We start from the raw sequence: 24,899 nt of genomic DNA on the forward strand, positions 1-24,899 counted from the left end.
GCGATAGCGGTGTCACTTAAGTAATGCAGTATCGAGGACCTTGGACGACTCGCCAAGCACGCTCTCGGCCAGTTGCACAAACTCCTTGGTACTCACTGTCCCCAGATGCATCGCCCCACGCAACACATCATCCAGCGAACGCTTGTTGCGCGTCTTCAAGCGAATCTCGCGATCCAGTTCCTGCAACAAAATCACTGCTTTTGACACCTGCGCCAGGCTGATCTGCGCGCCGCGCAAGGTCGTGACTTTCTGGCTGTCCCTGGCCAGTTTCGCCTGCAAACTCTGATAACGCTCATCGCTCATGCCACCGGCACGGCGCACCAGTTCGATCGCGTAATACTCGGCAAAACCTTCGCTGATCCAGTCACTGCGCTGCTCGTCGTTGATCCGCCCGAACACCTGTGCCAGCTCCCGCACCAGCGCGCTGCTACCGCTCTCGCTGACCAGCGGCAATCGCGTATTCACGTAAATGGATTCATGCGCACCGAGGCTGCCGCGCCACATCGGGTCGTTGGCACCGACAATCAACAGTTTGGCCGGATGGCGTGGATAAACCGCCTGCACCTGCGGCCAGACGAATGTCAGCAACGTCAGCACGTCCATGCGACGCATGCCCTGCCCTTGCGGCGAGGCCACGGTGACTTCGGTTTCGCCCAGGCGTGTGCGGCGACTGCCGAGGTGACCGGCCAGCATCCAGCCGGTCGGGCGGTCGAACAGGCGTGACGGGTTATCGATGCGGAATTTGTTTTTGCCGATGCGTGGCCACGCGGTTTCAACGCTTTTCCAACCATCAGGCAATTCGAATTGCAGACGCGCGACCAGTTCGGTGCCGTCCTGCTGATCGAGTTTGGCCGGCGGTACCAGTTCGTCGCCACGCATCAACGCCCAAGTCGGGGTCATGCGCGTGTCGAAACTGCCGTTCTTGCGGCCGTGGCTGATGCGCACGCGGTAGGTCAGGCTGGACTTTTCGCTGGCGGGGCGCCACACCCCGCGCGCCTGTTTGCCCGGGCTCAGCAGCCACTGGCCGTCAGCCTTGAAGTCGCTGTAATGGCTGCCGTCGCCAAGATCGAAATCGAGACTGCGCACCGCTTCACCCTTGGCCAGGGTCAGGCGTACTTCGGCCTGATCGCTCTGTGGCAACAGGCGCACGTGATAATCCAGATCGACTTTCTTCGCCGCCCAGACCGGCGCGCTCAACGCCAGCAGCGCAACCATCAACGCTTGCGGCAATCCGACAGCCATACGCACTCCTTGGTAAAGCTTGGAACAGCAGGTGTTTAACCTGCGCGGAAAATCAGGTGATCTTCCCAGTCATCTTCCGGCACGCTGCCTTCGGCAAGCATGCGCCCGGACTGGGAAATACGCTCATGGTGCACCGCGTCGCGATCGCCACACACCAGGTGGTGCCACAACGGCAGATCCTTGCCTTCGCTGACCAGTCGATAGCCGCAGGTCGGCGGCAGCCATTTGAATTCTTCAGCCTGACCCGGGGTGAGCTGGATGCAGTCCGGGACAAACTTGATGCGATTCGGGTAGTCGCTGCACTGGCAGGTTTTCAGGTCCAGCAGTTTGCAGGCGATGCGCGTGTAATAAACGCTGTTGTCTTCTTCATCCTCGAGTTTCTGCAGGCAGCACAGACCACAGCCGTCGCACAGCGATTCCCATTCCTGGTGATCCAGTTGATCGAGGGGTTTGCGTATCCAGAACGGTTCGACTTTGGCGGCCATGGCTCAAGCATCAACATCAGGTGGTGAAAAGGCCGCCAGTCTAGTGCTCAAGGCCTTGCGGGCCAAGCGTTGGCGACTGTCGGTAAATCGCGCTTGTCAGCCTAACCGCCTCCACGTAGGGTTTTGCCTCGAATTCATGACTCAAACGTAGCAAGGAATCTCTCGATGAGTGCCAACCCTCGCGTTGCCGATTACGCCATTCACCCGCAATTCACCGACCGCTGGTCGCCGCGCGCCTTCACCGGGGAAGCGATTCCGGAAGAAACCCTGCTGAGCTTCTTCGAGGCCGCGCGCTGGGCACCTTCGGCGTACAACTCGCAGCCATGGCGTTTCCTCTATGCACGTCGCGATACGCCGAACTGGGAGCGTTATCTGGGTCTGCTCAATGAATTCAACCGTAGCTGGGCGCAACATGCGTCGGCGCTGGTGATCGTGATTTCGAAAACCACTTTCACTGCACCGGGTGCCACCGAGGAAACTCCAGCGTTGTGGCACACGTTTGACACGGGTTCAGCGTGGGGCCATCTGGCGCTGCAAGCGAGCATCAGTGGCTGGCACACCCACGGCATGGCGGGTTTCGATCAGGAGCTGACGCGTAAGGAGCTGAATATTCCTGAAGGTTACGCGCTGCACGCGGCCGTGGCAGTGGGCAAACTCGGTGACAAGGCAACGCTGGCTGAATACCTGCAGGCCCGTGAAGAGCCGAGCCCGCGCCGCCCGCTGGATGAACTGGCGGCTGAAGGCGACTTCACCCTCTAAGCCACACCGTAAAACAACTGTAGGAGTGAGCCTGCTCGCGATAGCGGTGTGTCGGTCGACATTAATGCTGTCTGACACACCGCTATCGCGAGCAGGCTCACTCCTACATTGATTGCGGTGTATCAATACCCGCGGTTGAAATCCACTTCCCCGCGCAACGCTTCGCTCGCCTGATACGCCTTCAGGTTCTCGACAAACAACTGCACCATCAACGCCGGTGACGTCGGTGCCGAGCTGTGCCCGGTCAGCAGCAAACCCCACGCGGTCCAGAACGGATGGCGCTGTGGCAGTGGCTCCTGACGGCAAACGTCGATCACCGCCCCCGCCAGATGACCTTCCTTCAACGCGTCCACCAGATCGGCATCAACCACCGCGACACCACGTCCGGCGTTGATAAACAACCCGGTCGGCTTGAATTGCTTGAACAGCGCCGCGTCGTAGATATCGTGGGTGTGCTCGGTGTTCGGCAGCAGGTTGACCACGTAATCCACCTCGCCCACCAGACGCGGCAGATCGGCCATCGAACCGACCTCGACAAACGGTGCCTGCTCACGGGCACTGCTGGCGATGCCGTACAGTTCAATGCCAAATGGCAGCAGGAACTGCGCCACGCTCTGGCCAATGTCACCGGTGCCAACGATCAACACCTTGCGCCCGACCAGACTCTGGCCACTGCGGTTGTCCCATTTGCGCTCGACCTGGCTGACCAGCCGCGCGAGCACTTCGCGCTCATGGCCAAGAATGTAAGTCAGCACATATTCAGCCATCACCTGACCGAAAATCCCCACCGCGCGGGTCAAACGGTAATCGCGGCGCAAACCGTCAGCGAGCAACGGCGTGATACCGGCCCAGGTCGACTGCAGCCATTGTGGCTGGTGGCCCTGACGCAGCAGGGTCGCCAATAGATCGGGCTGACCGAGCCACACCGGGCAATCGGCGGCCTGACGGACCAACTCGGCGGAGTCGCCGCTGGTCAGTACTTCAAGCTCGGGCGCTGCCTGACGCAGCAGCCGGGCGTATATCGCGTGGTCGTGTTCAGCAATCAGAACGCGCATCTTCAAACCTTTCGCAAACCGTGCAGACGGCCGCCGGATTCGGACGGCCATCGCGGTAAAAACAGTTCCAGGGTAAACCGAGACTCAGAACAGAGCCGCGCAGATCAGACCGGGTCGTTACGTCGCAGCAACTCTTCGGGCAAATGCTCGATGTACTCGTCCTCAGCCGGCGGCATTTGCAGGTGGTAGCCCTGCTTGTCGAGGTTTTCCAGGACCACGACGATGTCTTCGCTGGCCAGTTTGCGCTCGGGCGACAGCACCAGATCGAAGGAATGCTTCGGCTTGCCGAAGGCCAGCATCAGCGCTTCCGGAACGCGCTCCAGCGCATCACTTTTGAGCAAATAAAGGTACATGCCGCTGCGCTTCGAGCTTTGGTAAATGGAACAAATACGTTTCAAGGCTGTTCTCCGGCGGTGGCCAGGCTGTCGAGCAGCTTCTGACCCATGAGTTCGCGGCGCCAGCCACGCAACGACTCAGGCAATTGGTAAGGACCCTCGGGATAACCGCTTTTGACCAGAGCTTCGAGGGTTTTCTTGCGCAGCATCAGTTCCGGGGCGATGCCCAGGCGCTCGGCCTCAGCCTGACCCAATGCGCGCAGTTGTTTGATCAACGCAGCCGCTTCGATCGGCAATGGCTCGGCTACGGCGGGCGGCCATTGATCAGGGCCCACACTGCCAGAGCGCTTGATCAGATCAAGCAGAAACTGGCCGTCCTGACGCACGGTACGCGGATGCATGTCTTCGATCTTGCCCAACGCGGCGAGGTTATCCGGCTGCGTACGAGCCAACGGCCACAGCGAATGCTCGCGGACGATGCGGTTGCGCGGCAGATCGCGGGCGCGGGCTTCTTTTTCACGCCAGGCGCACAACTCACGCAATACCGCCAGTTGCGCCCGCGAGAGTTTCCACGCCAGTTTGGCCTCGCGATAGACCTCGTAAGGGTCGGTTTCGCGGCGCAGGTTGGCGACCAGTTCAGCACCGTCCTCCAGCACCCAGGCGAATTTGTCGTCAGACAGTTTCGGCCGCAGTTGTACGAAAACCTCAGCCAGATGCACGGCATCTTCGGCGGCGTAGCTGATTTGTGTGTCGGACAACGGGCGTTGCAACCAGTCGGAACGGGTCTCGCCCTTCGGCAGTTCGATGCCGAGCACTTCCTGCACCAGTCGCGAATAGCCCATCGAGAACCCGAGATTCAGGTAAGCGGCGGCCAGTTGCGTGTCGAACATCGGTGCCGGCAGGCTGCCGGTCAGACGCAACAGCACTTCGAGGTCTTCGCTGCAGGCGTGCAAGACTTTCAGCACCGCCGGGTTTTCCAGCAGTGCGGCCAGCGGTTGCCAGGCATTGATGGTCAGCGGATCGATCAGATAGGCGCGTTTGCCGTCGCCAATCTGCAACAGGCCGGCAATCGGGTAGAAGGTGTCGACCCGCATGAATTCGGTGTCGAGGGCAACGAACGGCAGCTGCTGCCACTCGGCGCAAAACTGCGCGAGGCTTTCGTTGTCGCGAATCCAGTGAATATCGATGGCCACACGGCTCTCCCTTGAAGAATGGCGCGCAGTATATATCGCCACCGGCGATTTACGCGCCTGCGAAGGGCAAGAGCTGTAACGAAATGTCCTGCCAAAGAGCAAGAATAGTCTGACAGAGGAAACAGACAGGCCCGTCACGTCAGAACGACGGAGCCGATTGGCCTCATTCCTTCGCGAGCACGCCGTCAATCACCGCGCCACGGCAACCGGCAAACATGTCCAGACCCGGCTGATAGACCTTGCTCTTGACCTCAAGCAGGCCAAGCATCGAGTGGAACAGGTTATCCTGGCTCAGAGGTTTATCGCGGCTCATCTGCAGGCAATGGGTGTCGACCGAATAAGCCTTCTGATAGTTGTCGGAAAACCACGCCAGCATCGCTACATGCTTTTGTTGCTCTGGCGCCAGCATGTAAGGCGTACCGTGCAGGAACAAGTTGTATTCGCCCAGCGACTCACCGTGGTCCGACAGGTACAACATGGCGGTATCGACTTTGTCCTGATTGCTGCGCAATACATCGATCAGACTCGACAGCACATGGTCGGTATACACCAGCGTGTTGTCGTAACCGTTGACGATACTTTCGCGACTGCAATTGTTAAGCGCGTTACTTTCACAAACAGGCGTGAAGTGCTGGTATTCCTTTGGATAGCGCTTGAAGTATTCCGGGCCATGGCTGCCCATCTGGTGCAGGACCAGAACGGTGTCCTTGTCCAGGTGGTCGATAAAACCTTGCAGGCCTTGCAGGAGGATTTCGTCGCGGCACTCGCTGTTGGCGCACAGCGCCGGGTCCTTCAGGTTGCTGACATCCTGCAGGGTGACTCGATCACAGGTGCCTTTGCAGCCAGACTGGTTGTCACGCCAGATCACGTCGATCCCGGCACGCTTGAGCACATCGAGTAAACCTTCTTCATTCTTCGCCTTGCTGGCGTCGTAATCCTTGCGACCCATGTTGGAGAACATGCACGGCACAGAAACAGCCGTTTCCGTGCCGCAGGAATGTACATCGGTAAAGGCGATCAGCCCGGCTTCCTTGTCCAGTTTCGGTGTGGTGTCGCGGTCATAACCGAGGATGCCGAAATTCTCCGCCCGGGCACTTTCGCCCACCACTAACACGGTCAGGGATTTACGCGGCTGAAGCTTCACATCCGGATTGCGCTCAGCGTCTTCACCGATCTTGACGAACGGTTGCTGCGCCGAAACCACTTGTTCACGCAGGTAACCAGCCGAAGCACCAATGTAGTTGCTCGGCACTAGCATCAGGCGAATTTCGTGATGGTTGCGAAACAGTGAAGACAAGCCCTGATAGTTGGCTAGGGCCACGCCGCCAATTACCGCTACCGAGGCGACACTGACAATAACTTTACTGAACAACTCACGGTGCCAGCGACGATAATTAATCGGCAACTTCCACAACAAAAATGATGGCAAGACACCAAGCAACAGAATATAAGCAAACAACTTCAACGAGAGCAGATCACGCACTTCCGTTGCATTGGTTTCGGCAAAGTTGCGCAACATGCCGGCATCGATCATTACGCCATATTGACTCATAAAGTAAGCCACGCCGGCGCTGATCAGGAATATCAGGGTCAACAGCGGTTTGAGCAGCGGACGGAAAGCCAGAACCGTCAGCACAATGTTGAATGCCGCCAGGATCATTACCCCAAACGCCACGCGCATGGCGATGCCCTTGCCATCTGCGGTGGTGATCTCGAACAGGTGCTGCCAGAGGACAACATTGCAGCCGATTAAAAGAAAGGCGCTGGCGATCAACGTCACCGATTCCGGGCGCACGGCTTTTAACTTCAACATAGAAAGGGCGATTCCTGAAAAGAAGAGCCTCAGTCCATGAAAGAAATTTCAGTTGTGAAAATTTCATTAACCAAGGCATGACAAACTTTAAGCAGGCAACCATCAATTTTTTGTGAAAAAGACGCCAACGATTAGTTGGACTTTGGTGACGTGATGAAACTTGTGAAGTATTTGAGAATGGTTCAGCTTTTATTCAGTAAACAATGCGTCCCCTGTAGGAGCTGCCGCAGGCTGCGATCTTTTGATCTTGATCTTTAAAGCCAGATCAAAAGATCGCAGCCTCGTTGCACTCGACAGCTCCTACAGGGATCGGTATTTGATTTTTAAAAAGGGCTGTGGATTTTCTGGTTTGCCCAGCACAAGCGGTTCCGCGCCTAATCATCCGCCCTGTCCAAAGGTCTGACGATGGAAAACCTCCGCGCCACCGCTCGCCCCGCCGTCTTGTTGATGCTCGCCATCATTCTCGTCGCGCTCAATCTGCGTCCGTCGATGGCGGCAGTCGGTCCGTTACTGTCGGCCATTCGCGGCGACATCCCGCTGAGCTTCACTGTCGCTTCACTGCTGACCATGCTGCCGGTGATGGCCATGGGCCTGGCGATGTTTTTCGGTATTGGCATCAGTCAACGGCTGGGTGAGCAACGGACGGTATTGCTGTCCTTGCTGATCATCGGCCTGGCAACATTGTCACGACTGTTTATCGACTCTGCTGCCCAATTTATTGCAAGCGCCGTGCTGGCCGGCATCGGCATAGCACTTATTCAGGCGTTGATGCCGGCGCTGATCAAATCGCGCTTCGCTGACAACGTCGCGCTGTGCATGGGTCTATACGTCACGTCGATCATGGCTGGCGCCGCGCTTGCCGCCTCGCTCGCGCCGCTGGTGCTGATGCAAACCGGGAGCTGGCGCAGTGGTCTGGCCTTCTGGGCGATGCTGGCTTTACTCGCGTTTGTGTTCTGGTGGTTCCAACGCCGCCAGCAACCCTCCACGGAGATGGCGGTAGCCAGAAAAGACTCGTTCCTCGCCAATTCCCGCGCCTGGTTACTGGCGATCTTCTTTGGTTTGGGGACAGCGTCCTACACCTGCGTGCTGGCCTGGCTCGCGCCGTATTACGTGGAAAAAGGCTGGAGTGAACAAAACGCTGGGCTGTTGTTGGGTCTTCTGACGGCCATGGAGGTGATTTCCGGCTTGGTGGTGCCGGCGATCGCCAATCGCAGCCGGGATCGACGCGTGATTCTGATGGCGTTACTGATGCTGATCATCAGCGGATTTTGCGGCCTGATCCTCAGCCCACAACAGCTCAGCCTGCTGTGGCCGTGCCTGTTGGGTTTGGGTATTGGCGGTTTGTTTCCGATGAGCCTGATCGTCTCGCTCGATCACCTCGACAACCCGCAACGCGCCGGTGGGCTGACCGCGTTCGTGCAGGGCATCGGTTACTTGATCGCCGGCCTTTCGCCGCTGCTGGCCGGAATGATCCGCGATTGGCTTGGAAGTTTCGAATGGGCCTGGTGGGCGCTGACCGCTGTGATGGGAGTGATGCTGTTAATGGTGTGGCGCTTCGATCCCAGGCATTACGCCCGACACTTTCCCGCGTCGAGATAAAGGCTTCTGGCCACATTTCAGTGGTTTTGTCGGGGACGTCGTGTTCGTAAAACTTTCTGTCCCACAACTGACTGTGAAACGTCCTACAGGGCTTTGTCCTGGCACCATCGTTCCGTTAGGATCATTCGCACACGTTTGCGCGGATTCAGCGCAAGGAGCACAGCGAGACGGAACGGATGCTGAACAGTAACTTGCTTCGAAAGCTCGACATGCAGGATCTCATGGTGTTTATCGCTGTTTATGAGCAAAGCAGCGTTACCGATGTTTCAGAAACCCTGTTCGTCAGCCAGTCCACCGTCAGTTACTGTTTGAAAAAACTGCGCACCAGTTTCGAAGACGAACTGTTCATCAACACCCGCACCGGCATGCGTCCGACCTACAAGGCCAGCACCATGTACGGCCATGTGCAGAAGATTCTGGAAAGTATCAACCTGTGCCACGCCGGCGCCCCCACGTTCGACCCGACCCGGCAAGCCGTCACCTTCAACATCTGCGCCCCGGAATACTTCGAGCAACTGATTCTGCCGCGCCTGTTGAAGCGTTTCGACTTCGACGATTTGCCGGTGATGGTCAACATGCACAAGTTCGAGACCGATGTGCCGGCGGATGAGCTGCGCGACGGCAGCCTCGATCTGGTGATCAGCTTCGGCCCCAACTTCCACCGCCATCACACCGACCTGAAATCGCGGATGCTGCTGGAAGATGATCTGGTCTGCGTCTTCGACAAACGCGCCACGCCACTGGAGCCGCGCCTGAGCCTGCAGGCCTTTACCGAACGCCGGCATGTGTTCCCTACACCGTGGACGTCGACCACCAACATGGTCGACGGCTGGCTGGCGCGGCAGGCGCAAAAACGCCAGATCGTTGCGCGCTCGAACAGCTACAGCGCGGCATTAAAAATGATCACCGGGACCGACTTCATCCTCACCCTGCCACGCCGTATCCAGCGCTTGCTGACCAACGAGGCGGTGTTCAATCACTGCGAGGCACCAAATGGCTTGCCGGGCTTTACCCTGGACATGCAATGGAGCCAGAGCGTTGATCAGGACAGCGCCAATCTGTGGTTGCGCGAGCAGGTGGTCAAGGTGTGCAGCGAACTCGAAGCGGCCTGAGTCCTACACGCCAATAGCGGTTTTGCTGTAGGACTCGCGATCCATGTCGACCAGTTCGACACACAGCTGCACCTCGACACCGGCCGGCCATTCGCACAGGTCCTGCAAGACTGCCAACAGGCTTTCTGACAACTGCTTCTTGATCTGCGGCGAACGCCCGCTGAGCAGCGCCAGCTTCACATAGACGAAGGCGCGCTCGGCCATGGCGGTTCCGACCTTGAAGGTCTCGACTTTCACCGCACGGCTCTTGATATCGAACTCCGCCGCGAACTGACCAGAGCCCACCAGGGTGTTGTTGAGCCGCATCAACGCGACATCGGCGTTCAACTGCGGCAGGTTGGCGGTGTATTCCATGTGCAGGTGTGGCATTGCAGGTCCCCGGTCAGTTGGCAGAAAGGTCGTACATATAGCACATGCGGCTCATCACCAATCCCTGTAGGAGCTGTCGAGTGAAACGAGGCTGCGATCTTTTGATCGTGAGATTTGAAGATCAAAAGATCGCAGCGTGCCGCAGCTCCTACACGGTGTCATGGCTCAGGCTGCGGTCAATGGCCGTTCGCTCATGAATTGCTCCAGCCGCGAACGCAACCAGCGCTCCGCCGGATCGCTGTCGACGTGACTGAGCCAGACCATCGACAAATCCAGCGTCGGCGTCTTGAACGGGAACGGCTCCTTGAACAGTAACCCCGAAGTGGCCATGGCCGCCGCCGTGTAATCCGGCAGACTGGCAATCAGGTCGGTGCCGGCCAGCAATGCCGGCAATGCACTGTATTGCGGCACCGACAGCACCACCTGACGGGTGCGCCCGAGTTCCGCGAGCCACTCATCGGCAAATCCACTGACATTGGCCGTGTGCGAAACCAGCACGTGCGGGCGTGCGCAATATTCATCCAGCGTCAGCGGTGTATCGCTGGCGTCGGCGCGCAGGATGCTCGGCTGAATGTGCCGCAGCAGTTTGCGCTTGGCATTGGCCGGCAAGCCACGCGTCTGGCTGATACCGACCGTGATATCACCCGCTGCGAGCAGATCGGGGATGCGCCAGTAATCGACATGTTGCACCACGAACACCACGTTCGGCGCTTCCTGGCGCAGCGCACGCAACAGCGGCGGCAACAGGCCGAACTCGACGTCATCGGACAGGCCGATGCGGAAAGTCATGGTGCTGACGGCCGGATCAAAATCGCGGGTCAGGCTCAGCGCCACTGACAACGAGTCCAGCGCAGGCTTGAGATGGCGAAAAATATCTTCGGCGCGGGCGGTCGGTTCCATGCGGTGGCCGACACGGATAAACAGCGGATCGTTGAGCATCGTGCGCAAGCGGTTGAGCGCCGAACTGATGGTCGGCTGGCCGAGAAACAGCTTCTCGGCCGCGCGGGTCACGTTGCGCTCGAGCATCAAGGTCTCGAACACCACCATCAGGTTGATGTCGGCCTTGCGAAGTTCATTGCGGTTCATCCATTGCCCCCTGCCCCCCCGGAATACCGGCAGTGTAGAAAGGCCGGGGCCCCGGCGTCCATCGCCACGGTGCGTCAGTTCACCGTCAAGCGCTTCAAGCCCAGCCCCATGACCCGTGAATCATCATTGATGCCCAATTGTTCAGGGCTGATGGCGTCGGGTAATTGCAGCTCGATCGTCAGGCGATCATCGCCCGCCAGGCGCTGCCGGATGCTCTGGGTGATCGGTATTTCCAGATGATTATCCTGATGTTGCACCATGCGCGTAGTCAGCACCTGCTCGCCATTCAAACGGACGATCACTCGCTGCGCCGGGTGTTGCGGCATAACGAATGCCATGACATCCAGCGCAATCGAGCGCGCCTCGGGTGACACCCGCAAGTCGATCTGTGCCTGCTGCCCCGTCGACCATGTTCCCCAGTTTTCCGGGGTCGACCAGCCGTTGGCCAGTGGCCGGGCGGAGTAGTTGAAGATCAGCGTCTGACCGGGGCGCATCAATGCCAGTAGTGACATCCGCCGTCCTTCATCCGGCATGCTCAGGCACTGCGAACAACGCTTCCAGCCCGGCGCCAGCACCACCATGCCATCCACGCGGGTCAGCAGGTCCGTTTCACTGTTGATGCTTTTCGCGGCATCGGCCAGCACGGAGTCGTCGAGGATGTACAAGGAGTCGGCATCGTATTGCCCTGACTCAAGCATGTGCCGGGATTTTTGTCGGGCCTGCTCCAACGCTCTGGAACTCATGCGCCCCAGATAAACGGCGTCGGTTTTCAGGCCATGGGTCGCGGCGAAATCGGCAATCACTTGCCAACGCTCGGACTGATTCTGCGGCATCAGACTGCGGATGTTCGGGTAATGCGCCGCCGCACTCACCCAGAACGGATCACGCATCGGCGTTGGCCATTCTGCGGACGGCGTCATGATCTTGCCATTGCGCAAGCCCATCCAGCCGTTGCGCGTATCGACGACCTGTATCGTCAACGCGATCGCCAGCAATGCGACGACGATGCGTGGCCGGTAACCGCGCACCAGCAGAAACATCACCAGCAGAATTAGCGCGTACAACACCGGCCAGAACATCCGCCCCGAGGCGCGAAAAACATTCGCCAATTTGATGGCGATTTTCGGTAGCGGGTAGCTGAAGGTGTGTGCGCCGACACCAATCTGGTTCGATAGCGCAAACAACGATAAACCGATCAGCGCCAGCATTAGCCAAGGGCGAAGGCGAAGCTCATCCTTCAGCGGCTGGCGATTTCTCAGAAAGGCAATCAGCGCCAACGGCACCAGCAACAGCACACCCAGACCCGGATAATTGAAGCCTTCGTAATCGCCGCTGGCTTTTGGCAGGTCCGGCAAAATCAACGACCAGCCGGCCGGATCCAGTGGCGACAGCAGGTTCATCCGGTACAAACCGAAACCGCCGGATTGCGCGCCATCGGCAATAGCGAAGTAACCGACCTGCCAGCAACACACACTCACCACGGCAAACAGCGAAACGCCTTCGAGCAGGCCCTGACGTCGCGTCAATTGTTGGCTGAAGGTCTTGCCGAGCAGATCCGCCACCCAGATCAGCGCCACCATCGCCAACAGGTAGGCATGCACCATCGCCGTCACCGCCAGCAGCGCGCCCCAGGCCAGACGACGTCGATACAGGTTCGGTAATAACGCCAGGTACAGTGCCGCCAGAATAAGGAAATGCCCGGACAGGGAAAGGTGCCCGCCCATGCGCAGGAACATCGGCGGCGAAATGACCAGCAATCCAGTGCCCAGCAGGCGGATCAACGGATTGCCCGTCATCAACCCCAGCAGTTTCCAGCCGAACCAGGCTTGCAGAACGAAACACGCCAGCAGCCACAGACCGAAATACTGGAAGGTCGCCGGTAACCACGCATTGAACGGCTTGAACAACAGCGCCAGCAGCGGGTTGGAGTCGGAGAAAATGATCGAATTGCCCAATTCCAGACCATAGGACGGGTTAAGGCCCAGCGGAAAGGTCCAGGGTGAATGGCGGAAATATGCCCAGCCCAGATAATGCGTGGCCGGATCGCCCTGCTCCAGCCAGGCAATGTTTTGCGGATCGAGCGCTTGCGGCCCGATCACGCAGAAAAATGCCACAACGCCGAGCAGTAAAGGCAACAGGCCCAGCGCCGGATGGTGTCGTGAAGCCTTCATCGATAGGTCCAGAAATTGTGCAAGACAAAGGTGAACACCGGAATCGTCAGCGCCACCGCGACGATGCCCAGCAGATAGTGCAGCCCGGCAATCTGTGCGGCCCAGGCAACCAACATCGCCAGAAAAAAGCCACCTACGGACACCAGCAGGAAACGCAGCAGCGTTCGCCCGTGCAAACGGGCAGAAAAACTCCAGGTGGTGTTGATCACGTAGGACACCACGGTCGCTACGGCAAACGCCACGCCGTTAGCCAGCGGCGGCTGCGCGGCAATGAAATTGATGAACAGCACCGCCACCAACGCATGCAACGCGGTGACGAACAGGCCGGTCACGGCAAAGCGCACACCACGCTGGATCAATGCGTTTTTTTCCGCCGAGGTCACGGTTTGCGCGCCAGCACGAACACACTCAACCCGGCCAGACGGTTGATGCCCAGCAATGGCAACTCGAGACTGCACAAGGTCTTGAGAACGCCGTTGACCAGTGGGTGATGGCGTTTAAGCTGCGAGCGCGGCGGTTGCGCTTGCGCGCCTTGCGGCAACAAGCGCAACGCCGCCGCAATCGGGAACACCGCGCCGAAATAATAAGCACCGCGCTGCACCGTCAAACCCGCGTCACGCGCCAGTGTTTCGAACTGCGCCAGCGTGTAGCGGCGCTTGTGTTCGAGAAAGTCGTCGTGACCGCTCCACAGAAACTGAAATGCCGGCACTGTCATCAGGAAACGACTACCGGACGGCACTTTATCGACGTACATTTTGAGCAGGCCGAGGTCGTCATCGACATGCTCCAGTACGTCCATCAGCAACACCAGATCGGCATCGATGGTCTCGATCCCGCGACGGTAGTGCACCGGTTTGCCGGCGGTGGTAGTGCTGGAGTCGGCGGTATAGCTGATATCCACGCACCACGCTTCACGCGCATCGGTGTGCGTCAGCAAATGGTGGGAGAAAAAACCCGAACCGGCGCCGACATCGAGGATTCGGCCGATGGTTGCATCTCCCAGCAAACGCCGGGTGGCCGCGGCTTTCGAACAGTAATACCAATGCTCGTTGATGCTGTCGCCGAGGATGTCGGTTTCCTTGAGATCCATGTATCAGTCCTTGGGGTCGTAGACGCGACGCACCAGAAAAACCGGCCGGCGTTTGGATTCGATATACGTGCGGCCCAGGTACTCACCGAGTACGCCGATGCCGATCAATTGCAGGCCACCGAGAAAGGTCACGGCCACCATCAGCGAGGCATAACCGGGCATGTCGACACCGTGAATCAACGTACGCACGACGATGAACATGGCGAAGGCGAAAGACACCAGCGACACCAATGCGCCGACATACGTCCAGATCCGCAATGGCTCGGTACTGAAACTGGTGATGCCTTCCAGCGCGAAATTCCACAGGCGCCAACCATTGAACTTGCTCTGCCCCGCCACGCGCTCCGGGCGCTCGTAATCGACGTGGGTAGTGCGAAAGCCGACCCAGGCGAACAGGCCCTTCATGAAGCGCCGGGATTCGGGCAAGGTCAGCAAGGCATCCACCACGCAGCGATCCATCAGGCGAAAATCGCCGACGTTCTCGGGTAAAGGCTGTTCGGCAATTTTGTTGTGCAGGCGGTAAAACCAGTGAGCCGAGGTCTGTTTCGCCCAAGTGTCGCTGCGACGGCTGATGCGGTGACCGAGCACCACTTCAAAGCCTTCACGCCAGCGCTCGATCATCTGCAGAATGACTTCCGGGGGATCCTGCAAGTCAGCATCGATTGGCACAACGATCTGCCCGGTCGCGATCTGCAAACCGGCAGACAACGCCGCTTCTTTGCCGAAGTTGCGGCTCAGGTCGACGATACGCAGGCGCACATCCTGGCGCTGATGTTCAAGCAGGCGATCAAGGGTCGCGTCTGTGCTGCCGTCGTTGACGAACACCAGCTCCAGATCGATCAACGCCTGTGCCTGAAAGACTTCATTGATGCGCCGCAAAAAGGTGTCGAGGCTGTCCTCCTCGTTAAAAACGGGGACCACCAGCGATAACGTCACCTGCCCGGCCTGTTGCGTTCCGTGCTCAGTCAAAGGAGTGCTCTTCTTATAGTGTTTGTCGGTCGCCGAACGATATTCGACGCCATGAGCCGTCCCGTATTAAGCAGGAGCGTCGACGGCGTTGCAAGGCGCAGACGGCGTCATATTGGCCAATCCAGAGGCCTATCCACACGCTCTAGCCCGCGCCCTTCAGAAACATCCGCGAACGATTGGAAACAAATGTCCGATAGCCAAAAAAACCGTCTGCGCTAGGCTTGCGAGCATGCGCCACACAGGCTGTCGCACAATGAATCGCATGGAGCGAACTGAATGTATTTCGAGATTTACAGGCAATCCAGAGGCACCCCGAGCACCGGCAAAGGACAATGGCGCTGGAGACTGAGGGCGGGTAACCACGAGACCATCGCCAGTGGCGAGTCGTATGTGAACAAGGCGGATTGCTTGCATGTGATCGGGCTGATCAAGGCTGTGCAGGGGGAGACGCCGGTCAAGGTGATTTAGCCGCTGTGCACGACCCTGCGGAAATGGAAAAGCCCCACAGTTTGAAGACTGTGAGGCTTTTTTTCGGGCTCGAACAAGCTTGGGCGCTTTGCGCGACTATGGGAAAGACCTGACAGAGACCCGCGCGCAATGCAGGCCTCTTGTTCAGTCCGCCAGCCAGGCGTCTCGCCACGCCAACAGATGCTCGTCCTTGAGCATCCACTGATCAAGTACAACGCTGCGCAGGGCCTGCCCAGCCCTGGCGCTGGCATCGGGTTCGGCAAGATGTTCGCGAATAGCGGCAATCCAGTCTTGCGAACGGTTCCTGACCCTCGTCACCGGGAAATCCCCCTGATAACAAACGATGTCCGAGCAGATCACGGGGAAACCACAGGCGCCATATTCCAACAAGCGCAAATTGCTTTTGCAGGCGTTGAAAAAGTTGTCTTTCAGCGGTGCCAAAGCCAGGTCCAGGTTCAGGCCGGCCAGTCTTTGCGGGTATTTTTCAATACTCACCCCTCTATGAAACTCATGGACATAGGGACGCAGCGCTGGTGGGCACATTCCCATGAACACCCATTCAACTTCCCCTTCCAGCGCACGAACCACTTCGGCGATGACTTGCAGGTCGGCGCTGTGACTCGAGCCGCCGGCCCAGCCAACCCGAGGCTTGCGGCCTTGCTGGCGCCAACTGGTCAGGTCGCTCCACCAGTGGCTCGGCAGACGGTTTTCCATCACCCGGATGTCGGTATTGAAGCCCTTCAGCGCATTGGCCAGCGGTTCGGTCGACACCACCAAGCGATCGCACAGCCCTACCGCTTTCTTCAAGCGTTTGGTGATGTCTTTGGGCAGCAATTCGTGATTCAAGTTGCCTGCGGGCACGTCAAGAATATAGTCATCCAGCTCGTAAACCTTGAACGCCCTGGAGAATGCCTTAGTGTCCTGCATGTACTCAAGATGAGGCGTTGTGTGCTGCCCCTGGAAAATGATCGTGTCCGGCGCAATGCGCTCCAGTTCTGTCGGTTGCAGTCCCTCGTCGCTTACCGTTCCGCCGATCAGCTGCGCGGCTTTCAGGGCAGCGAAAGGCTGACGCACGCGGTAGTGTCCGCTGCCGAAAGAGTCGAGGGGGTGACACAGCACGTGAGGCAACTCACGACTGGCAAACGGGTGCCAGTCCGTATCGGTGCGGTATTTGGAGGAGAAGCCACTGCCCTCCAGGGTCAGGTTGCGGTTGTAGGCCGGATCGTTGGCGATTTGCGCAAGCCAACGCTGGTACATCACCGATTGTTCGCCCTTGAACCGTTTGCGCTTGGCTTCTTCCTTGGTCGTGTCGACGTTGTTCTGGCTCACACTGGCTTCGTGAACGAGCAGCACATAGGGCGTCCAGACGATCAGCCGTCCAGCCTGGCCGACTTTCAGACACAGATCCACATCGTTAAAGGAAACGGCCAGGCCGACCTCGTCCATTCCACCCACTTGCTGGTACAGCTCGGTGCTGATCATCAGGCAGGCGGCGGTGACAGCGCTGTAGTTCTGATCAAGATGCAAGCGGTGAAGGTAGCCGTTGGACTGCATTGAATCGCCGATAAACGGGTGGTCTGCAACGCCACGCAACCCGAGTACCACACCTGCATGCTGAACAGTCCCGTCGAGGAACAACAGTTTGGCGCCCACTATCCCCACTTCTGGCCGCTGGGCGTGATGCAGCAGCGCACCAAGCCAGTCGCCATCAATGATCGCCGTGTCATTGTTGAGCAGCACCAGGTAATCGCCGTGGGCATGGCTGGCGGCAAAATTATTGATCGCCGAATAGTTGAACGGGTGCGGATAACGCAGGATGCGCACCTTGGGATTGTTCAACAGCTCCATACCGTTGAACCAGTCCCGGGCTTCGGCGGTTTCGCTGTTGTTGTCGACGATGATCAGTTCGTAATTCGTATAGCTGGTTTTCTCCATGATGCTTTCGATGCAGCGCAGCAGCATCGGCAGGCAGTCCTTGGTGGGAATAAGGATCGAGACCAGCGGCTGCTCCGCATGGCGGTAGACCACACGATTAGCCATTGGCAAAGGTCCGGCCTGCAGCTCATGAGCCACGCCCAGCCGCTGCAAGTGCGCCCCGACGATGGCTGCCGAGTTTGCGATGACTTGGGGTTCACTGAGCCACTGGGGGAAATTGATGGCCTGATGCACCAGCACATCCGCGAGGTGCCCGACAGTCCCCAGGCCGTGTGTTTCAATCAGCCGAAAAAGCAAATCGTGGGGCGCCAGTTCGCTGAAGGCGGGATCAAAGCCGCCAGCAGACAACGCGGCCTCGCGACTGAAGGACAGTGCGCGGCCGACATACGGATAACTGCGCAACATATCCAGATTCAAATCCGGCTTGAATACCGGACCCTGGCAGCCTTCAGCGGTCAGTGAGTCTTCATCGCTGTAGCAAGCGCTGACGCCGGGATTCAGCGCGATGCCTTCAGCGAGCAAAAGCAGCGCGTGAGGATCCAGTTCGTCTCCGCCCCGTAACAGGTACCACCAGTCGACGTCGATGTCCTGCAACAGCTGATTGAGCTGGCTCGGCCAGGATTCGGCCAACGGCAGCCAGACCAGATTGTCGGCCGGCGTAACGCCTACAGGTTCGGCATCGGAGAGCACCACGATGGCCGCCGCCTGATAAAGCTGGCGATCGATGCTTGCCAGGCTGGAACGCAACAGTTCGATGTCACCCACGGTGTCGGTCAACACCAACAACACGTCCGGTTGCCGCGGCCAGCTCGCCAGTCGCGCGGGTAAACCTTCGACCTCGACGGCAGCCAGTTGCCGACTCGCCAACCAGCGCTGATAAAGGTCGATATTGCGCTGCTGGCGACCAACATTCGCCAGAACGCCGAAAAATCGCTCCAGAGTGTGTGCGAGGGTGCCGTCGAGCTGGCCGCTTTCCGCTTCGAAATCGTTGCTCGTGAGCTGCATCCGCTCCAGTGGGGCAAACACTTCAGTGCGCGCAAAGAACATGGTGCCGGCAAAATAATCCGCTTCGTTGATGCCTTGCGGATCAACGCCGCCACGCTCGGCCAGGGTGACAAGCAAGGCGCGATTGCTTTCGCTGAGGAATCGGGTGACTGGCAGCAGGTATCGCTGGGGACCCAGCATTGGAACGTGCAGCGGGTCGGCAAGGTGTTCCAGCGCTCGACTGAATCGTACCGGGCCCAACAGGTCATCGAACAGTTCAACGCCCCAATCGTTGTCCCCGCCCAAGTGCAGCGAACGCTTGGTGTGCAGCTTGACCAGCGTGCGGATATTATCGGCACGCAAGAACGGCAGCACCCGCAGAAACGGCAAAACGTCCCTGCCGTGGTTCGGCACCCGGTATAGCGAAAAACTCAATGTACTGGCCGTCAGCTGAGCACGGACCTCATCGTCACGACCGGCTACGCAGGTTACGTAAAGATGCAGGCGTTCAGGCAGTTTGATCAAACGGCGCAGGATATCCTGCAGCACTTCGGGGTAATACGCATGGATAACCACGCCGACTGGCGGCTCGCCATCCTCGAATACCGGCGGCTGCGCAACCAGTACTTCGCACCCGTCGACGTGGGGAGCGGCGCTGATGCCTGACTTGACGGACTGACGTTCAGAAGCGCGGTGAGCACCTTGGGTTGATGGTGGAATCATCATATTCAAACCAATTCAAATAGGGAGCGAGGCTGGAACTCGCTGGATGCGCTTTTCTCGGCCGAGGTGAGCAAGTCTCCACTTTAGTGAAAGCGCTGGCCTCATGGCTGGACAGAGGATAAACGACGACGAGTTTGATCTGGCGGCCGATCGCTGGCCAATAATGAAAGCCCCCTACTCTGCGAACGCGGCTTTAAATGGGTCGGCGGGTCCTGTGAGCGTCGTATCTCTAATGTCGGCAGAGGCTCTATTTACTTAAATTGCCTCTCTGCCAATGACCTCAGCGTGCAAAACGCGCTTCAGCACCCTCGCTACAGCCACGAATACTGGATTCGCAGAAACGAAAAAGCCCCGTAGATTTTCATCTACGGGGCTTTTCCTATGTAATGGCGGAGAGATAGGGATTCGAACCCTAGGTACCGGTGAAGGTACAACGGATTTCGAATCCGTCCCATTCGGCCACTCTGGCATCTCTCCAACGGCGCGCATCATAACAACACTTTTACCGAAAGCAAACCCTCTTTCGAAAATTTCTTCGTGCTATCAGATGCTTGCGTCGATTAAAGCGGTACGCCCAGACGATTGGCGACTTCTTCGTAGGCTTCGATGACGTCACCGAGGCCCTGACGGAAGCGGTCTTTGTCCATCTTCTTCTTGGTGTCCTTGTCCCACAGACGGCAGCCGTCCGGGCTGAACTCGTCGCCAAGAACGATGGAGCCGTCACTGAATACGCCGAACTCAAGCTTGAAGTCGACCAGCAGCAGGCCGGCGTCGTCGAACAGCTTGGTCAGGACTTCGTTGACCTTGAGCGACAGTTCTTTCATGCGAACCAGTTGCTCGGCGGTGCCCCAACCGAATGCCACGACGTGGGATTCGTTGATGAACGGGTCGCCCTTGGCGTCGTCTTTCAGGAACAGTTCGAAGGTGTACGGGTTGAGCTTCAGGCCTTCTTCGACGCCCAGACGCTTGACCAGGCTACCGGCGGCGTAGTTACGCACGACGCACTCGACCGGGATCATGTCGAGCTTCTTCACCAGCACTTCGTTGTCGGCCAGCAGTTTGTCGAATTGGGTCGGAATGCCGGCCGCTTCGAGTTTCTGCATGATGAAGGCGTTGAACTTGTTGTTGACCATGCCTTTGCGGTCGAGCTGCTCGATGCGCTTGCCGTCGAACGCCGAGGTGTCGTTGCGAAACAGCAGGATCAAGCGGTCAGCGTCGTCGGTCTTGTAAACCGATTTGGCTTTGCCGCGGTAGAGTTCTTCACGTTTTTCCATGATGGGCTCCGCTTGCTAAGTAGGTGGGCTAGGCGATGTGGCGCCAGTCGAGCCCTGAATCTTGATCGGCCAGTTGCAGCCAGTCCGGGTCGCACCCGAGGGTGTCGACAAAACATTGCCGGGCCAGCTGCGGCAGGTTGTTCTTGCTGCTCAGATGGGCCAGAACCAGGTGTTGCAGACCTTGCCAGCCCAACTCCGACACCAGGAATGCCGCCTGATGGTTGTTCAAATGTCCCAGCTCGCCGCCCACCCGCTGCTTGAGAAAGTACGGGTAATGACCACGGGCCAGCATGTCGCGACAATGGTTGGATTCGATCATCAACGCATCGAGATCCCGATAACCGTCCAGCACCCGCTCGCAGTAGGAACCCAGGTCGGTCAGCAGGCCGAAACGCCGCTGCTCGTGATCACTGAAGACATACTGGGTCGGTTCCTGCGCATCATGGGCCACGGCAATGACCCCGATGTTCAGTGCACCGATCTGCAGTTGCTCGCCGCCGGCCAGAAAGCCTGCGGGTTCGATCGGTTTGCGCATCCCGCGCAGTGTGCCGCGACTGAGGTAGACCGGTAGATTGTAGCGCCGAGACAGCAAACCCACGCCATGCACGTGGTCGGCATGTTCGTGGGTTACGAGTATCGCGCTCAGTTGCGCCGGGTTCACACCCAGGCGCAACAGGCGTTTTTCGGTTTCCCGCAGGGAAAAACCACAATCCACCAGCACATACGTATCAGCACTGGCGATCAGCGTGCCGTTCCCTTGGCTACCGCTGCCGAGAACGGCAAAACGCATGGTTGATCAGCCCAGGTTGTCCTGAATCACGCTCAACACTTTGCGTGCCACTTCAGCCGGCGCGACGGTGTTGATGTTTTTCTCGACGGTCACCTGAATGTTCTCGCCAACCTTGCTCAGGCGAACCTGATAACGCTCGGCACGGGCTTCAACTTCTTCCTTGCTCGGCGCACTGCCGAACAGACTGCTGAAGAAACCAGGCTTGTCGTCTTTCTTCTCGGCTTTTTCGGCCAGGTTGATGTAGTACAGGCCGAGGCTGCGGTTGATGTCTTCAACGCGCCACTCGCCTTGTTCCAGCGCACGGCCAACACTCGACCAGGCACGGTCCAGATCGGTACCGACGTTCAACACCGGGTTACCGCTGCCGTCTTCGCTGAGGCTGACACGGCTCGGCGTATCGAAATCCCGCGAGGTCAGCATCGACACCGAACCGCCCTTCTCGGAGATCCGGCTCATGCTTGCGAGCATGTCGTCGACCAGCGCTGCGTCCAGGCCAGTGTTGACCGAACGGTTGGTGAATGCCACGTCGGCCGTGCTGCCGGCAGGACGCTCGGCGCTGACCACGTAGATTTCACTGGTGTTGCGCTGTACACCCGGCTCGATACGAACACGCACACGGGTTTCGCTGTCGCTGGCAATACCGGCTGCGCTCAGGCGCTTGGCCATGGACGCGGACAGTTCATCGGAATGCTGCCAGGTGGTGGTGAATTCGCCGGTTTGCGGGCGCTGTTCGTCCAGACGGAAACCGTTGTCCTGGAAGAATTGTACCGCCACTGGCCAGACTTCGGCCGGTGGGTGCTGGGCCACAACCCAACGCGAGTCACCGCTTTTCTGCAGAGAGTAATCGCTGGCATCGGCAACAGCCGACAGCGGCTGAGGCCGCGGCACAATGTATTCGCCCTTGGCGGTGTCATCAGCGACGTTACGCGGGATCGGCAGCAGCGGATCCAGACGCTTGGAAGTGCTGACTTCCGGCGGCAGTTGCATCGGTGCAGTTTGTTGCGCTTCCAGGTAGTCGCTACCACGGTCACGGAAATAACCTTCCGGGCCCCAGACCCATCCGCAGCCGCTGGTGCTGGAGATAATCAAGGCAAGTGCGGAAAGTCCGGCCATTCGCTTCATGCGTTGTACTTCCTCAATTAAACCAGGACGCTGCACTGGCGCAGGGCCGAGCGAAGCGTTTCGTGACAAGGTGTGCTCAGCCAGGTCAGTGGCAGGCGGATGCCTTCGTGCATCAGGCCCATTTCAACCAAAGCCCACTTCACCGGAATCGGGTTGGCTTCGATGAACAGGTCTTTGTGCAGCGGCATCAGTTTTTCGTTGATTGCCCGTGCGGTGTCGGCGTCGCCTTTCAGCGCAGCCTCGCACAGATCGGCCATTTCGCGCGGAGCGACGTTGGCTGTCACCGAGATGTTACCTTTGCCGCCCAGGAGGATCAGTTCAACGGCGGTCGGATCATCGCCGGACAGCACGATGAAATCCTTGCTCACACCATCGATGATCGCTTTGGCGCGTTTCAGGTCGCCGGTGGCCTCCTTGATACCGATGATGTTCGGCACGGTGGACAGGCGAATCACGGTCTCGGCCTGCATGTCGCAAGAGGTGCGGCCCGGAACGTTATAGAGAATCTGCGGAATGTCGACCGCTTCAGCAATGTACTTGAAGTGCTGGTACAGGCCTTCCTGAGTCGGCTTGTTGTAGTACGGCACGACCAGCAGGCAGGCATCGGCGCCGGCTTCTTTGGCGTTGCGGGTCAGCTCGACGGCTTCGCGGGTCGAGTTGGCGCCAGTGCCGGCGATGACCGGGATGCGCCCGGCAACCTGTTTGACCACGGCTTTGATGACGGCGATGTGTTCTTCTACATCAAGGGTTGCCGACTCGCCGGTAGTACCGACCGCGACAATGGCATGGGTGCCGTTCTTGAGATGGAAGTCCACGAGTTTGCTGAGGCTGTCCCAGTCAAGACGCCCTTGTGCATCCATGGGAGTGACCAGTGCCACCATACTGCCCGCAATCATGAAACCGCTCCTGCCGGAAAAAGAGAGCGGTAATGGTACTGGCGCCAAGATGCTTGCACAAGCGAAGTACTGCGCTGCCGCCATTCCCCTTGGCGCCGCTTTTCGCTACCCTTCAGACTTTGATCGGTACTGATCAGCTTGTACGCCGGGTTCCAGCCTTCCTTTTCGGCCTCCCAGACCCCGTTCCTGCGTCGCATCGGCGCGCTCCCACTATCAGTGGGGCGAGCCGCGAGCTTGCCGGGCCTCTTTGTACGGACCGCCAGAACAGGCACTCCCCGGCAGCCAACGCCCGATAACCTACCGACCGCTCATCGCTTTAGGAATGCTGCATGTCCACCCCCACAGTTCGCGAACAATTCCTTGTCATCAGTGCCCTCGGCGCCAACCCCATGGAGCTGACTAACGTCCTGTGCCGCGCCAGCCATGAAAATCGCTGCGCCGTGGTTACTTCGCGCCTGACTCGCCACGGCGAGTGCAGTGCGCTGATCCTTGAGGTCTCCGGTAGTTGGGACGCCCTCGCTCGCCTGGAAGGCAGTCTGTCGGGCCTGTCCAAGAAACACGCTTTCACCGTCAACGTCGTGCGCAGCGCACCGCTGGAAAATCGTCCGCAGGCGCTGCCGTACGTGGCCTATGTCAGCTCGGCGTATCGTCCGGACATCATCAATGAGCTGTGCCAGTTCTTCATGGATCACAACGTCGAGCTGGAAAACCTGACCTGCGACACGTATCAGGCGCCGCAAACCGGCGGCACCATGCTCAACGCCACATTCACCGTGACCCTGCCGGCCGGCACCCAGATCAGTTGGTTGCGCGACCAGTTCCTCGATTTCTCTGACGCGATGAACCTCGACGCACTGATTGAGCCTTGGCGCCCACAGAACCCAATGTAAGGAAGCTTTCATGGCCATTGTCATCGATCAACCGGTTGCCGATTTCGAAGCACCTGCCACCAGCGGACAGACCGTTAGCTTGTCAGCCCTGAAGGGCAAGCAAGTGGTGATCTACTTTTACCCGAAGGACAGCACGCCGGGCTGCACCACTGAGGGGCAGGGCTTTCGTGATCAGTACGCCGCGTTCAAGGCTGCCAACACGGAAATCTTCGGTGTTTCGCGCGACAGCCTGAAGTCTCACGAGAACTTCAAGTGCAAGCAGGAGTTTCCGTTCGAGCTGATCAGCGACAAGGACGAAGCCGTCTGCCAATTGTTCGACGTAATCAAGTTGAAGAAGCTGTATGGCAAAGAATACCTGGGCGTTGATCGCAGCACGTTCCTGATTGACAAGGAAGGTGTGCTGCGTCAGGAATGGCGCGGTGTGAAGGTGCCGGGGCATGTGGATGCAGTTTTGGCTGCTGCTCAGGTTCTGAATAAAGCCTGATGTTTTTGCGTCATTTTTACTGACGCCTTCGCGAGCAGGCTCGCTCCCACATTAA

The 24,899-nt window shown here is 58.6% G+C and carries 23 protein-coding genes and 1 tRNA gene; 6 read left to right on the plus strand and 18 right to left on the minus strand.

What is annotated here, in order from left to right; all coding sequences use genetic code 11:
• Positions 1-12 precede the first annotated feature (12 nt).
• Both ACOYXE_RS15410 and ACOYXE_RS15415 read right to left on the minus strand, forming a co-directional pair.
• Entirely contained in the window at positions 13-1,242 is a 1,230-nt protein-coding gene (locus tag ACOYXE_RS15410) for a hypothetical protein (protein ID WP_460926240.1), read from the minus strand.
• 35 nt (positions 1,243-1,277) lie between these two features.
• Complete coding sequence (locus ACOYXE_RS15415; RefSeq protein ID WP_160056580.1) at positions 1,278-1,727, minus strand: YcgN family cysteine cluster protein; 450 nt, start codon at positions 1,725-1,727, stop codon at positions 1,278-1,280.
• A 165-nt stretch (positions 1,728-1,892) separates the two neighbouring features.
• On the opposite strand from ACOYXE_RS15415, the gene ACOYXE_RS15420 reads away from it, so the two are divergent.
• Positions 1,893-2,486, plus strand: a complete 594-nt coding sequence (locus tag ACOYXE_RS15420) for a nitroreductase family protein (protein ID WP_160056578.1) — start codon at positions 1,893-1,895, stop codon at positions 2,484-2,486.
• Positions 2,487-2,608: 122 nt separating this feature from the next.
• On the opposite strand, the gene ACOYXE_RS15425 is transcribed toward ACOYXE_RS15420, so the two are convergent.
• From ACOYXE_RS15425 to ACOYXE_RS15440, 4 genes are all read right to left on the minus strand, one after another.
• Positions 2,609-3,541 (minus strand): D-2-hydroxyacid dehydrogenase, encoded by a 933-nt coding sequence (locus tag ACOYXE_RS15425; RefSeq protein ID WP_460926241.1) that lies wholly within the window; start codon positions 3,539-3,541, stop codon positions 2,609-2,611.
• A 104-nt stretch (positions 3,542-3,645) separates the two neighbouring features.
• A complete protein-coding gene (locus tag ACOYXE_RS15430) occupies positions 3,646-3,939 on the minus strand; it encodes a YcgL domain-containing protein (RefSeq protein WP_460926242.1) in 294 nt (97 codons plus the stop codon).
• The gene (gene rnd / locus ACOYXE_RS15435; protein ID WP_160056574.1) at positions 3,936-5,069 is read right to left on the minus strand and encodes a ribonuclease D; all 1,134 of its coding nucleotides are present in this window, start codon (positions 5,067-5,069) and stop codon (positions 3,936-3,938) included. The genes ACOYXE_RS15430 and rnd overlap by 4 nt, the downstream gene beginning before the upstream one ends.
• A 163-nt stretch (positions 5,070-5,232) precedes the next feature.
• Entirely contained in the window at positions 5,233-6,882 is a 1,650-nt protein-coding gene (locus ACOYXE_RS15440; protein WP_460926243.1) for a phosphoethanolamine transferase, read from the minus strand.
• Between the two features lie 405 nt (positions 6,883-7,287).
• Here ACOYXE_RS15440 and ACOYXE_RS15445 point away from each other — a divergent pair, with 405 nt between their 5' ends.
• Both ACOYXE_RS15445 and ACOYXE_RS15450 read left to right on the plus strand, forming a co-directional pair.
• Positions 7,288-8,481, plus strand: coding sequence for a cyanate transporter (locus ACOYXE_RS15445; RefSeq protein ID WP_160056570.1), 1,194 nt, complete (start codon positions 7,288-7,290; stop codon positions 8,479-8,481).
• A 176-nt stretch (positions 8,482-8,657) separates the two neighbouring features.
• The gene (locus ACOYXE_RS15450) at positions 8,658-9,593 is read left to right on the plus strand and encodes a LysR family transcriptional regulator (RefSeq protein ID WP_007911368.1); all 936 of its coding nucleotides are present in this window, start codon (positions 8,658-8,660) and stop codon (positions 9,591-9,593) included.
• A gap of 3 nt (positions 9,594-9,596) precedes the next feature.
• Here the strand turns inward: ACOYXE_RS15450 and ACOYXE_RS15455 are convergent, their stop codons facing one another.
• From ACOYXE_RS15455 to ACOYXE_RS15480, 6 genes are all read right to left on the minus strand, one after another.
• Entirely contained in the window at positions 9,597-9,962 is a 366-nt protein-coding gene (locus ACOYXE_RS15455) for a 5-carboxymethyl-2-hydroxymuconate Delta-isomerase (protein WP_093438263.1), read from the minus strand.
• Between the two features lie 165 nt (positions 9,963-10,127).
• The gene (locus ACOYXE_RS15460; protein WP_077571542.1) at positions 10,128-11,048 is read right to left on the minus strand and encodes a LysR substrate-binding domain-containing protein; all 921 of its coding nucleotides are present in this window, start codon (positions 11,046-11,048) and stop codon (positions 10,128-10,130) included.
• 74 nt (positions 11,049-11,122) lie between these two features.
• On the minus strand, positions 11,123-13,219 hold the full coding sequence (locus ACOYXE_RS15465; protein ID WP_460926244.1) for a DUF6311 domain-containing protein: 2,097 nt from the start codon (positions 13,217-13,219) through the stop codon (positions 11,123-11,125).
• The gene (locus ACOYXE_RS15470; protein ID WP_405122152.1) at positions 13,216-13,602 is read right to left on the minus strand and encodes a GtrA family protein; all 387 of its coding nucleotides are present in this window, start codon (positions 13,600-13,602) and stop codon (positions 13,216-13,218) included. Before ACOYXE_RS15470 ends, ACOYXE_RS15465 begins: the two co-directional genes overlap by 4 nt.
• A complete protein-coding gene (locus ACOYXE_RS15475) occupies positions 13,599-14,309 on the minus strand; it encodes a class I SAM-dependent methyltransferase (RefSeq protein WP_160056562.1) in 711 nt (236 codons plus the stop codon). Before ACOYXE_RS15475 ends, ACOYXE_RS15470 begins: the two co-directional genes overlap by 4 nt.
• A gap of 3 nt (positions 14,310-14,312) precedes the next feature.
• On the minus strand, positions 14,313-15,278 hold the full coding sequence (locus ACOYXE_RS15480) for a glycosyltransferase family 2 protein (RefSeq protein WP_160056560.1): 966 nt from the start codon (positions 15,276-15,278) through the stop codon (positions 14,313-14,315).
• A gap of 276 nt (positions 15,279-15,554) precedes the next feature.
• On the opposite strand from ACOYXE_RS15480, the gene ACOYXE_RS15485 reads away from it, so the two are divergent.
• Complete coding sequence (locus ACOYXE_RS15485; RefSeq protein WP_160056558.1) at positions 15,555-15,746, plus strand: YegP family protein; 192 nt, start codon at positions 15,555-15,557, stop codon at positions 15,744-15,746.
• Positions 15,747-15,890: 144 nt separating this feature from the next.
• Here ACOYXE_RS15485 and ACOYXE_RS15490 read toward each other — a convergent pair whose 3' ends face one another.
• The 6 genes from ACOYXE_RS15490 to dapA form a co-directional block, all read right to left on the minus strand.
• The gene (locus ACOYXE_RS15490) at positions 15,891-19,388 is read right to left on the minus strand and encodes a rhamnan synthesis F family protein (protein WP_460926245.1); all 3,498 of its coding nucleotides are present in this window, start codon (positions 19,386-19,388) and stop codon (positions 15,891-15,893) included.
• Positions 19,389-19,775: 387 nt separating this feature from the next.
• Positions 19,776-19,865 (minus strand) — tRNA-Ser (locus tag ACOYXE_RS15495).
• Between the two features lie 83 nt (positions 19,866-19,948).
• Positions 19,949-20,662: a phosphoribosylaminoimidazolesuccinocarboxamide synthase gene (gene purC / locus ACOYXE_RS15500; protein WP_008077821.1), complete on the minus strand. Its 714-nt coding sequence runs from the start codon at positions 20,660-20,662 to the stop codon at positions 19,949-19,951.
• A gap of 28 nt (positions 20,663-20,690) precedes the next feature.
• Entirely contained in the window at positions 20,691-21,452 is a 762-nt protein-coding gene (locus ACOYXE_RS15505; RefSeq protein ID WP_007911390.1) for an MBL fold metallo-hydrolase, read from the minus strand.
• Positions 21,453-21,458: 6 nt separating this feature from the next.
• Positions 21,459-22,574: an outer membrane protein assembly factor BamC gene (bamC, locus tag ACOYXE_RS15510; RefSeq protein WP_460926246.1), complete on the minus strand. Its 1,116-nt coding sequence runs from the start codon at positions 22,572-22,574 to the stop codon at positions 21,459-21,461.
• Positions 22,575-22,591: 17 nt separating this feature from the next.
• Positions 22,592-23,470: a 4-hydroxy-tetrahydrodipicolinate synthase gene (gene dapA, locus ACOYXE_RS15515; RefSeq protein WP_034153154.1), complete on the minus strand. Its 879-nt coding sequence runs from the start codon at positions 23,468-23,470 to the stop codon at positions 22,592-22,594.
• 329 nt (positions 23,471-23,799) lie between these two features.
• Here dapA and ACOYXE_RS15520 point away from each other — a divergent pair, with 329 nt between their 5' ends.
• Positions 23,800-24,360, plus strand: coding sequence for a glycine cleavage system transcriptional repressor (locus tag ACOYXE_RS15520; RefSeq protein WP_007911394.1), 561 nt, complete (start codon positions 23,800-23,802; stop codon positions 24,358-24,360).
• 10 nt (positions 24,361-24,370) lie between these two features.
• Positions 24,371-24,844: a peroxiredoxin gene (locus ACOYXE_RS15525; protein ID WP_160056554.1), complete on the plus strand. Its 474-nt coding sequence runs from the start codon at positions 24,371-24,373 to the stop codon at positions 24,842-24,844.
• Positions 24,845-24,899 lie beyond the last annotated feature (55 nt).

The sequence above is a fragment of the Pseudomonas sp. MC6 genome (assembly GCF_054790575.1).